A 13,590-nucleotide genomic window follows, 5' to 3' on the forward strand; every position below is an offset into this window, starting at 1 on the left:
TCAGCTCTGCTCCTGGAATACAACCTGCAATATAAATTAGAAAGTTATGGCAATTAAAAAAGGAAATATGGTTCGTGCCCTGCGCGAAAAGTTAGAAAATAGTCTGGAAGCTAAAGCTAGTGATGGGCGCTTTCCTTCCTATTTATTTGAAAGTTCCGGGGAAGTGGTGGATATTAAGGGAGATTACGCTTTAGTGAAGTTTGGTAAAGTGCCCACGCCAAATATTTGGTTGAAGCTAGACCAATTAACTATACAACAAGACGCGGCTTCTTAGTCTTATGTCAGTTGTAGGAGGGTAAAAGTATAATTCAACCTCCTGCAATATGTTCAGAGATGACTAACCTGTTACCTTACTTCCTGCAAGCTCTCAACTTGCTTAGTAAACATTTCCGTAAACAAACTCATAACGCTCCGTTCCTCACGCACTTTGATATTAGCAGTAATGGCCATACCAGACTGTAAAGGAATACTTCTACCTTGAGATTCCATAGCTTGTTTATCTAAACTAACTCGCGCTGGAAAGCGATAAAACTGATGGGTCTGGTCAGGAGGTAAAGCATCTGAACCGATATTAGTTACTTTACCTTTGATATCACCAAACTCACTAAAGGGGAACGAATCAATTCTCACATCCACCTTCATTCCCTCCTTCACAAATCCAATATCCTTATTGGTGATAAATACCTCCGCTATATATTTATCATTGGGGACAATCTGTAATAGCTTTTGGGTAGGATTGGCGACAAAACCGGGGTTTTTTGCTTGCATGTCAAATATTATCCCTGATACGGGCGCACGCAGTTCTTGATATTTAACGTTTAATTTGGTTTGGGAAATTTTGCTACTAATATCTGCCAACTTCTGCTCATTGTCTAAAATTATTCTCATAAACTGGCTGTCTATTTCGGCAATGCGCTTCTTGTTAGTAGCAATTTCTTCCAAGACATTTTTGTCAGTCACTGCTATGGTATTGGTCACCTCTTGTTCTGCTCTTTGAATATCGAAGCCCAGGCGTTTTTCTTCTTCTTCTAACTGGGCTATTTCCGCTTTTAAATTTTGTACTTGTTGTTGCTGATTGAGATATTGCAGTTGAGAAATTCCCCCCTCTTTGGCCAGGACTTCTACCCTATCTAAGATTCCTTGTTGAATGGACAGACTGTTTTGTGTGTCCTTTCTCTTAACTATTGTTTGAGACAGTTGCTTTCTAATTTTTTCTACCTCAAATTTAGCTGCATTAGAGCGAGATTCCAGCTCTTTTCTAGCTACAATTAGTCTTTTTTGTTCATCAATTCCAACTCCTGTTTCTGGTCTGGAATTTCCCAATTGTGAACGTAACAGTTGGTTTTCTTCCACCAGAGAAATGCGACTTTTTAACAAAAATGCCGACTCTGCTGGTAGACTACCACCCAGAAAATTCAGTTCTGAGCTAATAGCACCGCTTGCATTCATCAAACGACGATAGATGTCATTTTCCTTGATTAAAGCAGCACGAACTTTATTGAGGGCGCCCAGCTCAGCTAGGGTAGCAACGGATTCAAATGTTAATAATAGATCCCCTGGTTTCACCTCTTGTCCATCTTTGACATGAACAGACTTCACCACCCCACTAATGGGTGCTTGTACATCTTTTACCGTACCCTCTGGTTTTAATTGTCCTGTAGCGGGAACTACTTGTTCAATTTTTGCATAATAAGCCCAACCCACTCCAAAACAGGCCACAAGCATCAAAGTAATCATGATTGTGCGTGACCAGATGGGTGATTGTCGTAAAACTATGGATTGTTCAAAGCTGTCTTGATAAGCATAACTTAAATTCCCTGCTTTGGCTTTTGATGGGGTTTGAAGCACTCCTATACTAGCTGGTTTGCCATTACCATTGCCATTAGTTGGATGATCATTAAATTGACTCATAAGGTTCCTTGGGTTGGTTGAGTGATAATTAGAGGTTGACTTCCTGTTGCTGGTAAAGGTAGGAATAGTGTCCTTTAGCAGTCATTAGTTCCTGATGACTACCCTGCTCCACCACTCTACCCCCATCCATAACTACAATCGTATCTGAATTACTGACGGTATTGAGACGATGGGTAATGAAGAAAACTGTCTTGCCACGAAATGCCTTGGCTAAATTTAAACATATTTGCCTTTCTGTGGGATAGTCTAGGGCACTTGTGGCTTCGTCTAAAACTAATATTTTAGGTTTTTGCAGTATGGAACGAGCAATGGCAATTCTTTGTCTTTGTCCTCCAGACAGGTTCGACCCTTTTTCCCCAACTTTGGTGTTATAACCATTGGACAGACCCATGATAAATTCATGAGCAACTGCTATTTGAGCTGCTTCTACCACTTCCTCTGTGGTAGCGTCAGGATTGGTTAGGGCTATATTATCGAATACTGTTCCATCAAATAACAGGGGATCTTGGGGAACCACGCCGATTTGTCTTCTGACGGAATAAAGCTCAACCTTGTTGACATCGTAACCATCAATAAAAATTCTCCCAGACTCAATGTTATAAAGTCTGAGGAGTAATTTCATCATGGTGCTTTTTCCTGAGCCACTTTGTCCCACAATCCCCACAAATGTGCCCGCTGGAAAATCTAAACTGACGTTATTTAGTTGCAGGGGTCCGTTAGTCGCAAAGCGGAAGCAAACATTTTCATATTTGACCGCACCAACAACACTAGGTAGGGGAATATTATCTTTGTCTACTTCTGCTTCCTGAGGTGTGTCCACAATATCGCTCAATCTCTCTAAGGACAAACCTGTTTCTTGGAAGTTTTGCCAGATTTGCGCTAGTCTTAGTATGGGACTGGTAACATAACTAGAAATAATTCTAAAGGCAATTAATTCCCCTAGGGTTAATTCTCCTTGTAAAACTAAATAAGCTCCTACCCACAGCACTAACAAGCTACTTAGTTTATTCAGAAACTGACTGGTGGAATTGGCTAATGTTGATGTGATAACTGTTTTAAAACCTGCGGAAACAAACTTGGCATAACGCTCTTGCCAAGAAAAGCGCGATCGCAGTTCAATATTTTGGGCCTTTACCGTTTGAATACCAGACATTACCTCCACTAAATAGGACTGGGTAGTGGCATTGCGTTCTGCTTTGGTGCGCAATTGTCTGCTAACGGTAGGAGCAGCAATTAATGTAATCACGACAAAGAGGGGAATAGTTCCCAGTCCCACCAAAGTTAGTTCCCAACTATAAAACAGCATAACGACGATATAAACCACCGAAAATACTGCGTCTAGTCCAACTGTCAAAGCTGTTCCTGTGAGGAACTGGCGAATATTTTCCAACTCATTCACTCGAGTAGCTAATTCTCCCACGGGTCTGCGTTCAAAATAACGCAGTGGTAGTCTGAGTAAATGGTCAATAATTTGTGAACCTAAACCCATATCAATTCGGTTAGTGGTATCCACAAATAAATAGGTTCGTAAAGTAGTTAATATAGCTTCAAACACACCAACAGCTAATAGTAACACCCCCAAAACATTCAGGGTACTAATACTATTTTGTACTATGACTTTATCGATAATTAACTGAATAACCAGTGGATTTGCCAATGCGGCCAGTTGTACAAAAAATGAAGCGATAAAGACTTCTATTAAAACCCGGCGGTAACGTGATAAGTAGGGGAGAAACCAACGTAGTCCAAAGCGTTCTTGAGGAGTTTCGGAGGTGGGACTAATCTGGAGGACTTTGATTTGAGGTTGTAGATTAGTATCATCGGTTGGTATTTGCTGTAGGAGTTTGCTGGGTTTATAGTTGATTATTCCCCGGGATGGAATAGCTACAACTATTCTATTTTCATCTGCTTCATAAACCACAGCGTAACCATCCTGGTGCTGGATAATAGCTGGTGTCTGAATCTCCGTAATTTTAGTGGCATCAATATCTACTAACTGGGATTTTAACCCAACGACTTCCCCCACATAGGCGCAAAGTTGAAAAGATACATTACCTTGGCGTTTAAGGTTATCACTTAAAATCCTACGAACTACCTCCTTACGCAGGGGAACCTGGAAATGTTTCGCCAGCATTTGAAAGCAAGCCAAGGTAGAATCTAGTTCATCTCGCCCCCCAAAAAAAGGATATTTCGGTTGTTTTTTTCTGGATTTTGCTTTTTTATTTTCCTGGGGGGAAAATTCTCCCTTTGTGGCAAAGGGAATATCTATAACATCTTTGGTTTCCCATGGATCTTCTATCTTTTCTAGTTCCCTATTCTCTTGTTGTTCCAACAACAATAACACTTGAGAACTAATACCTAATAACCGGGCTGGACTTTTTCCTGTAACCTGTAAAACCTCTCGATTGTTGCTCGATAGTATCTGAGAATTCACAGGGAAATTTGTAATCTGACCACTACTCACAAACCATGTTCTATCACTTTCTAGTTGGTCTAATGGAGTTTTTCCTGGTGGTAAATATTGGATTTTAGACTCTGGTAAAATATCTCGGGTTATATCCTTCAAATTCAGATTTCCATAGGCTTTTTGAGCTACATGATGGCTGATCACATCAAAAACCTCTATGATGTGATTTTCTTCTTGGCGCTCCTTGCCAAAATCAGAGTTTTGAGAAAATACCGATAGATAATCTACGGGGTTCCAGGTTAAACATATTACCTCCGTTGAGGCGATCGCCGTTTCACATGCTATCTGTCGCAGGTAACTAATTTCGCCAATTACTGCTCCTGGTTCCAACATTTTGAGGGTAATTGGCAATTGGCTTTGGGGATGATATCCCAGGAGTCTCACCTTACCCTGGTAAACAATTACTATCCGTTCCGGTAGTTGTTCCTTACCGATAATTTTCTGACCCAACCGATAACGCAGGGCCTGTTGTTTTGACAATAAATGGTTAATTTCCGTTGGGGATAATTTTTCAAACCCCGGAATTTTTTGCAGAAATTCCGAAAACTCCTGACTGCTGTAGTTCATACTGATTAAGTGTAATTAAGTGCAGGGTTAGTCATTTAATTAATTTTCTGACTCTTTAATTTGCCAGTTTTGGGGTGAAACTTGTGCTTGTAACCAGGACTGAAACCGCTCATTGAGCAACCTTTGGCGCATCCCATTATCTAACTGGGCGGGCAATAATTTTTCTAGCCGCACTATCACTATCCAATCTCCTATGGGGGTTGGTAGTGATAGCTGCTGGGGTTGACTTGTGGATAAAATTCTCACCAATAGTGGATGAAGAGACTGTAATTCCACTGGACCGACTAATCCGCCAGTTTGAGCTTCCGGTCCTTGAGAGTATTCCTGGGCAAGTTGGTTAAACGACTGCTCCCCTTCTTGAATACGAAAATATATTTCTTGGGCAATACCAATATCAGCAGTGGTAATTAGGGAGTATATAACCCTATCTAATTGGGGTTTACGTTGGTAAAAGTACGAGTCTATCTCTTTTGCCCAAGTCACCTCCTTAAACTTTTCGAGTTTTAGTTGACGAGTCGCCATACTTTGTAACTGTTCTTGACTTATTCCCTGTTCTTTTTGTCCCTGATATTGTTGATTTAACTTTTCATAGGCCAATTGCTCCTCCTCCGGTGTAGAAGAAATCTGGGCGATCGCCTGTTCTATAATCACCTCTTTAAGCAGTGGTGGTATTAATTGGTACTTATTCAATAATTTTAGTACTTCTGGGGCGGTCAGTGTATGATAACTTTCCTGTCCAGAGACGTTGCCAAATTGTAGAACTGGATTCATATCATTAATATCAGCAGATTTACTTATGGTTGCAAAAATCAGCCCAAACTTTTTACCGCAAATTTATCTAAGTGTTAAGTTTATTGTCAGTTCATTGCATGATTTTACTCTCCAAATTATGTGTAGCCAAGTAGGTTTAGTGGGAAAAAAACATATAGTCTGTCAATTTTAAGTAACAGATACACCAGTGTTTACAAAGCACTTCATCAACCTATCACAACTTAGGCAAATTGTCAGCTGGATTTGGCATTTTGGCAGAAAATACTGCGGCTAATCTTAAATAACTTCGTTTTTAACCGGGATAAAGACAAAAGGTATTACCACCACATCTTTTAGCTCCTATAAGTGCCTGATTAGCAGTATTTAAGAGTTTTTGAACCGTAGACCTGGACCTGGGTAATGTACCAGTAATACCAAGGCTAAGTGAGACTTCTACCGTACCAACCACAGTTTGATGAAGATCATGGGCAAGACGCACGGTAGCATCCAAAGACATATTCGGCAATAGAACACCAAAGCTCCCCTGGTTATAGTAAGTAAAGCAACTAGGTGGGTAAATGTATTTACGTATAACTAAAGCAATTTGACGGAGATTAGAGCTATTTTTTGTTGTCCCTTGATTTACATCAAAGTTATCAATAGCACAAAAAATCAAACTTAATGGCAGACCATCAGAACTTAGCATTTGCCATTCTCGATTAAGAACAGCAAGGAAATCCTGGGGGTGAACCATATAGGGAACATCAGAAAAAATGCTGAAATTGTGATTTGTTTTTTCTCTTTCTTGGGTAACTTCCCACTCTAAAGCATGGATGAGGGAATCAATTGCCTGAATGTCTACATTAGTCAAAGATTCCTTCACCAGAATATTCTCCATTTTAGCGGCTAATTGGGAACATTGGGGGTAGCCGAAAGTACCTAAGCTACCGGACAAACTGTGGGTCATTCTCATCAGATATTGCTGTTGTTGACCATTAGTTATTTCTGTTTCCAATTTAACAAGTTCCGCTCTTATGTTCCCAATTTTATTGGATAAGGATATTTCAAATTCTGCCTTAACTTGTTCAATTAAATCCAGTTCTTCACCTATACTAGAATCTGTTATTGGTAAGCTTGTTTGGGTTGGTATAGTTTCTACCCGTTCTAATTCCCTTTTGCTTGTAAGACGATAGCCCAGTCCATGAACAGTTTCAATCACTTCCTCCTGCATCCCAGCTTTTTTAAGTTTCCCTCGCAGATCCTTAACCAAATTAGTCACTGCACCATCCGTAGGAGAATTATCTATTGACCATAATTTGTCTATGATCTGACCCCGGGTAAAGATTTTTTGTGGGTGGCGTAAAAATAATTCTAAAAGCTGAAATTCCCTGCGACTAAGGTTAATACTTAATTCATCATACTTTACTTCTATTAACTCAGGATTAAGTGAAAGCTTATTATGTATTAATGTAATAAGACCAGGCTTAGCACCAATTCTTCTAGAGCAAGACCTAATTCGTGCCAGTAATTCATGAATACAGTATGGTTTAATCAAATAGTCATCCGCTCCAGCATCTAGTCCGATAATAATATCTTCTTGTGTAGTTTTTGAGGTTACCATAATAATTTGACCTTGATAACCCTTATGGCGCAGCGTGTGACACAAACTTAGCCCATCTAATTTGGGCATAAGTATATCCAGTAGAATCAGGTCATAATTGAACTGATATCCCATTTCTAGACCCATTTCACCATCAGTAGCTATATCCACCACATAGCGATGGGCAACCAGTGAGGTTTTAACAAGTTGACATAGGGATGTATCATCATCTACGATCAGGATTTTCATAATCAAGATTAACAATTGAATTAAACAAGACTTTTTGTTGGTTATATAGATCCGCCTATTATCCCTATGGTGATTTTACTTTACAGAAGTGCTCCCATTTTTAGTAATGGTTAATCAAAGTCACTAGCTGATCCCCAAATTATCCTAAATTTGCATCAATTTAATGCAACTAGCGTTTTAGTCGTTGTTAGTGCAAGTGTTTTAATTTCACCCGCTTTTGCAGTAGATCTGATTTAACACTACTCCTGCAGTAGTTTTTCAGGCTACCATAGAGAGGTTCAAGATACAAGGAAGCTGATTCATTCCGTGACCAATTTTTCGGATTATCTCTATGAATGCAACATACCAAGATACAATGACAATAAACAAGATTTTCGGAAAAATTCCTCTAAAAATATTACTGAGTATATTTTACTTAATACCAATTATCACTAGTGTGGCAGTGGTCAGCTATGTATCCTATCGTACTGGAGAAGAATCAGTAAATGAGTTGACTAACGAGTTGATGACATCAACAACAGAACGGGTTAGAGATCATCTCAATAAGTATCTACAAATACCACAAAGAATAGTAGCTATAAATCGTCAGGGAATAGAAAACTCCTATCTGATCCCGGAAAACTGGGAAGCATTGAGATTATACTTTTTCAGTCAACTTAAAGTATATAAAACCCCAGCAGCTATTTATTTCGGTGGTGCTAATGGTACATATATAGTTTCCGCTCAGGACGAGATGGGAATAATTTCACCCAAAAATTCTTACTTGGGGGGTGGTACGCACCCATCCTATCTTGGTCAACGACGGGTTTATATTGTGAATGAACAGGGAAAATATGTCAAAATTATCCCTGGACAAACTAAACCCTTTACACCCATTAATTTTCCGTGGTTTAAAACTGCTCTAAATCAAAATAAACAAACATGGACACCAATATATCCCTATTTTTATATTCCCACAGCTATCATTTCCGCTTTTAGTCCTGTTTATCGTAATAATAAATTTATTGGGGTTGTAGGTTGTGATTTAGCTCTCACTCACGTTAGTTTACACTTGCAAAAATTACAGTTTTCACCATCAGGAAAGTTATTCATTATAGAAAGGTCAGGAGACATAATCGCTACTTCCACCAATGAAAAACCTTTTATAAAAATTGTTAAAGATAACAACACAGATAGAAATGTAAAATTAACACGGTTATCTGCCACAAAAAGTAGTAACCCAATAATCTCTAAAACAGCAAAAGTATTATTTCAGCGTTGGGGAGACTTGCATAAAATTCGGGAAGCGACCAGTTTTAAGTTTAATGGTAGTAATAACCAAAGGTATTTTTCCCATATTTACCCCTATCAGGATGAATATGGGTTGGATTGGTTAATCGTAGCTGTTTTGCCAGAATCTGATTTTCTGGATAAGATTCATACTAACTTCCATAGAACCTCTATTTTTTTAGCAATTACACTATTTATATTTGCAGGATTAAGCATGGTCTTAACCCATTGGATAATACAACCGATTAAGGATTTGAATACTGCTGCTAAAAAACTAAGGAAAGATAGGTTTGATAGTTTAGATTTAGACTTGGATTTAAAGTTAAAATCAATCCTAAATCGGCGTGATGAAGTAGGTCAGCTAGGTGAATCTTTTCAAGCTATGGCTGGGGAGTTGGCACTATCATTTATACGAGTTAAAACTGCTTTGCAGGAATCCCAAGATAAGTTTACTAAAATATTTCGCAGCTCCCCTGACCCAATTGTTATTACCGATAGGGTGCAGAATATATTCTTAGATGTCAATCCCAGCTTCTTACATTTAACGGGTTATTCAGAAATGGAAGTAATTAATCATGGTGTTGAAGGTTTATGTCTACCATGTGATTCACAAAAGCTGTTGTTAGTCAGGAAAAAACTAGAAAATCAAGGACACATCCACAATTTGGAATTTGATTGGCTGACAAAATCTGGGGAGGTAAAAACCTCTTTAGTATCTTCCGAAAGGATTTTAATTAATGGTAGAGATTGCGTGATTTCCGTTTGTAAAGATATTACTGATCGCAAAAAAGCTGAGGAAAATTTAAGACAAAGTGAAGAAAGATTTCGCACTGCTTTTGAAAATGCTGGTAGTGGTATGGCTTTAGTCTCACTAAATGGATATTTCATCAGGGTGAATAGATCACTATGTCAAATTTTGGGTTATGATTCTCCAGATTTACTCACTAAAAAGGTGACAGAAATTATTGCAGGTGAGGAGTTATCCAAAGATTTTGATTTGGCATACCAGTTTCTCTCCGGTCAAATAACTAACTATCAAGTGGAAAAATCCTGTTTACATAAATCAGGAAAAATTATTTGGGTGTTGCTGAATGTTTCATTATTATGTGATATTAACGGGAACCCCCTGCATTTTATTTGGCAGATTCAGGATATTAGTGAACGACACGAAGTTGAGCAACTAAAAAATGAATTTGTCTCTGTAGTTAGCCATGAAGTACGCACACCTTTAACAGCTATTAAAGGTGCTTTGGAGATTTTAGCAACAGGAATTTTAGTTGATGAACCACAGGAAGCAGAACAGATGTTAAAAATCGCTGTTAGTAATAGTGAAAGACTGTTACGTCTTGTCAATAATATTTTGAATTTAGAAATGTTGGATTCAGGGAAAATGAAACTAAACTTGGAGCTTTGTGATATTAATATCATGGTAAAACAAGCAATGGAAACAGTGGGACCAATAGCGCAACAAAAAAGCATTGAAATTTCCTACAACACACTTGATGTAGCTAACATAGAAATCTTAGCTGACGAGGAAACAATTGTTCAAGTTCTGACCAACCTATTAAGCAATAGCATAAAATTTTCTCATGCTGGTACTAAAGTAGAGATATACGCCACAATGGGCGATAAAGAAATTATTGTTGCGGTAAAGGATTACGGTAAAGGTATTCCTTCATATAAGTTAGAGACTATTTTTGAGCGATTTGAACAGGTGGATATTTCTGATTCTCGTCAAAAGGGTGGTACGGGTTTAGGACTAGCTATTTGTAAAAATATTGTGGAAAAACACCAGGGAAAAATTTGGGTTGAGAGCATATTGGGTAGTGGTAGCACCTTTTATTTCACACTACCGCTCTAGTAGTTTTTTATGCTACCATGTAGGAACTCAAGATATAATAGAATTGCTTATTTTACAGGTATTTTGTCGGACTCATTATATGAATAAGTACACAACAACATTAAACCATATTTTTGGAAAAGTCCCTCTTAAAACATTACTAAGTATATTTTACTTAACACCAATTATCACCTGTGTAGGAATAGTTAGTTATATATCCTATCATACTGGAGAAGAATCAGTAAATGACTTGACGAATAAATTAATGATGTTGACAACAGACCGGATTCGGGACCATATCAGGACACATTTAGAAACACCACAAAGAATAGTAGGCATAAATCGTGATGGGATTCAAAACTCCTATCTTAACCCGGAGAATTGGGAAGAATTGAGACTATACTTTTTTAATCAAGTTAAAATATATAAAGAGCCAACTGCTATTTATTTTGGCGGTATTAATGGTACTTTTATGTTTGCAGTACTAGACAAAATGGGCATAATTTCACCACCAAATTCTTACCTGGGTGGTGGTTTACACCCATCCTATGGTGGTCAACGACGTATCTACATTTTAGATCAACAGGGAAAATATGTCAAAATTATCCCCGAACAAACTAAAACTTCTTTATATAGAAACCTTTTGTGGTTTAAAACAGCTCAAAATCAAAATCAACAAACATGGACTTCCGTACATACCTATCTTTATATTCCTACGGCAAAGATTTCTGCTGTTAGTCCTGTTTATCGCCATAATAAATTTATTGGCGTTGTAGGTTGTGATTTAATTTTAGACCATATTGGTTTATACTTGCAAAACTTGCAGTTCTCACCATCAGGAAAGTTATTCATTATAGAAAGGTCAGGAGATATAATCGCTACTTCCACCAATGAAAAACCTTTTATGAAAATTGTTAAAGATAGCAAAACTGGTAAAAACATCAAGTTAATACGATTATCTGCTACAAAAAGTAGTAACTCAATAATTTCTAAAACAGCGAAAGTATTATTTCAGCGTTGGGGAAACTTGCATAAAATTCGGGAAGCGACTAGTTTTGAGTTTAATAGTAGTAATAACCAAAGGTATTTTTCTCATATTTACCCTTATCAGGATGAATATGGGTTGGATTGGTTAATTGTAGCTGTTTTGCCAGAATCTGATTTTCTGCATAAGATTCATACTAATTTAAATAGAACCTTTATTTTTTCAGCAATTACACTATTTATATTTGCGGGATTGAGTATAGTCTTAGCCCATTGGATAATACAACCGATTAAGGATTTGCATACTGCGGCTAAAAAACTAAGCGAAGATAGGTTTAATAGTTTTAATAGTTTAGATTCAGACTTAAATTTAAAGTTAAAATTAATCCTAAACCGGCGTGATGAAATAGGTCAGCTAGGTGAGTCTTTTCAGGCTATGTCAAGGGAGTTGGCACTATCATTTACACAAATTAAAACTGCTTTAAAGGAATCTCAGGATAAGTTTACTAAAATATTTCGCAGCTCCCCTGACCCAATTGTTATTACCGATAGGGTGCAGAATATATTCTTAGATGTCAATCCCAGCTTCTTACATTTAACGGGTTATTCGGAAGTAGAATTGATCGGCTACAGTTTTGATAATTTATCCTTGGTATCTAATCCTGAACAGGGATTACTACTCAAGGAACAACTGAAAAATCAAGGATATGTCCGAAATTTAGAATTTGATTGGCTGACAAAATCTGGGGAATTAAAAACCTCTTTAGTATCTTGTGAAAGTATTTTAATAGATACGAAAAACTGTGTGATTTCTATCATTAAAGATATTACTGATCGCAAAAAAGCTGAGGAAAATTTAAGACAAAGTGAAGAAAGATTTCGCACTGCTTTCGAAGATGCTGGTAGTGGTATGGCTCTAGTTTCACTAAATGGATATTTCATCAGGGTGAATAGATCACTATGTCAAATTTTGGGTTATGATTCTTCAGATTTACTCACTAAAAAGGTGACAGAAATTATTACAGGTGAGAAGTTACCAAAAGATTTTGATTTGGCATACCAGTTTCTCTCCGGTCAAATAACTAACTATCAAGTGGAAAAATCCTGTTTACATAAATCAGGAAAAATTATTTGGGTGTTGTTGAATGTTTCATTATTATGTGATGTCAATAGGAACCCCCTGCATTTTATTTGGCAGATTCAGGATATTAGCAAACGACACGAAGTTGAGCAACTAAAAAATGAATTTGTCTCTGTAGTTAGCCATGAAGTACGCACACCTTTAACAGCTATTAAAGGTGCTTTGGAGATTTTAGCAACAGGAATTTTAGTTGATGAACCACAGGAAGCAGAACAGATGTTAAAAATCGCTGTTAGTAATAGTGAAAGACTGTTACGTCTTGTCAATAATATTTTGAATTTAGAAATGTTGGATTCAGGGAAAATGAAACTAAACTTGGAGCTTTGTGATATTAATATCATGGTAAAACAAGCAATGGAAACAGTGGGACCAATAGCGCAACAAAAAAGCATTGAAATTTCCTACAACACACTTGATGTAGCTAACATAGAAATCTTAGCTGACGAGGAAACAATTGTTCAAGTCCTGACCAACCTATTAAGCAATAGTATAAAGTTTTCCCATGCTGGTAATAAAGTAGAGATATACGCCACAGTGAGCAATAAAGAGATTATTGTTGCGGTAAAAGATTACGGTAAAGGTGTTCCTCCACATAAGTTAGAGACTATTTTTGAGCGATTTGAACAGGTGGATGTTTCTGACTCTCGTCAAAAGGGTGGTACAGGTTTAGGATTAGCTATTTGTAAAAATATTGTGGAAAAACACCAGGGAAAAATTTGGGTTGAGAGCATATTGGGTAGTGGTAGCACCTTTTATTTCACACTACCGCTGTAATAATTTTTTAGGCTACCATGGATAAACCCAAGATATAA

The 13,590-nt window shown here is 37.5% G+C and carries 7 protein-coding genes; 3 read left to right on the forward strand and 4 right to left on the reverse strand.

What is annotated here, in order from left to right; all coding sequences use genetic code 11:
* Nucleotides 1-46: 46 nt before the first annotated feature.
* Nucleotides 47-274, forward strand: a complete 228-nt coding sequence (ndhO, locus tag C6N34_RS07360) for an NAD(P)H-quinone oxidoreductase subunit O (protein ID WP_057176868.1) — start codon at nucleotides 47-49, stop codon at nucleotides 272-274.
* Nucleotides 275-345: 71 nt separating this feature from the next.
* Here the strand turns inward: ndhO and C6N34_RS07365 are convergent, their stop codons facing one another.
* From C6N34_RS07365 to C6N34_RS07380, 4 genes are all read right to left on the reverse strand, one after another.
* Nucleotides 346-1,911 (reverse strand): HlyD family efflux transporter periplasmic adaptor subunit, encoded by a 1,566-nt coding sequence (locus C6N34_RS07365; RefSeq protein WP_115539228.1) that lies wholly within the window; start codon nucleotides 1,909-1,911, stop codon nucleotides 346-348.
* A 28-nt stretch (nucleotides 1,912-1,939) separates the two neighbouring features.
* Nucleotides 1,940-4,945: a peptidase domain-containing ABC transporter gene (locus C6N34_RS07370; protein WP_115539227.1), complete on the reverse strand. Its 3,006-nt coding sequence runs from the start codon at nucleotides 4,943-4,945 to the stop codon at nucleotides 1,940-1,942.
* A gap of 39 nt (nucleotides 4,946-4,984) precedes the next feature.
* Entirely contained in the window at nucleotides 4,985-5,716 is a 732-nt protein-coding gene (locus C6N34_RS07375; RefSeq protein WP_006278253.1) for a foldase protein PrsA, read from the reverse strand.
* Nucleotides 5,717-6,008: 292 nt separating this feature from the next.
* Nucleotides 6,009-7,544, reverse strand: coding sequence for a response regulator (locus tag C6N34_RS07380; protein ID WP_115539226.1), 1,536 nt, complete (start codon nucleotides 7,542-7,544; stop codon nucleotides 6,009-6,011).
* A 355-nt stretch (nucleotides 7,545-7,899) separates the two neighbouring features.
* Between C6N34_RS07380 and C6N34_RS07385 the strand changes: the two genes are divergently transcribed.
* Nucleotides 7,900-10,674, forward strand: coding sequence for a PAS domain S-box protein (locus tag C6N34_RS07385; RefSeq protein WP_236107466.1), 2,775 nt, complete (start codon nucleotides 7,900-7,902; stop codon nucleotides 10,672-10,674).
* Between the two features lie 79 nt (nucleotides 10,675-10,753).
* Nucleotides 10,754-13,552, forward strand: coding sequence for a PAS domain S-box protein (locus C6N34_RS07390; RefSeq protein WP_236107468.1), 2,799 nt, complete (start codon nucleotides 10,754-10,756; stop codon nucleotides 13,550-13,552).
* The last annotated feature ends 38 nt before the right edge of the window (nucleotides 13,553-13,590 follow it).

The organism is Cylindrospermopsis raciborskii Cr2010 (genome assembly GCF_003367075.2).
In the GTDB taxonomy this organism is placed as follows: Bacteria; Cyanobacteriota; Cyanobacteriia; order Cyanobacteriales; family Nostocaceae; genus Raphidiopsis; species Raphidiopsis raciborskii.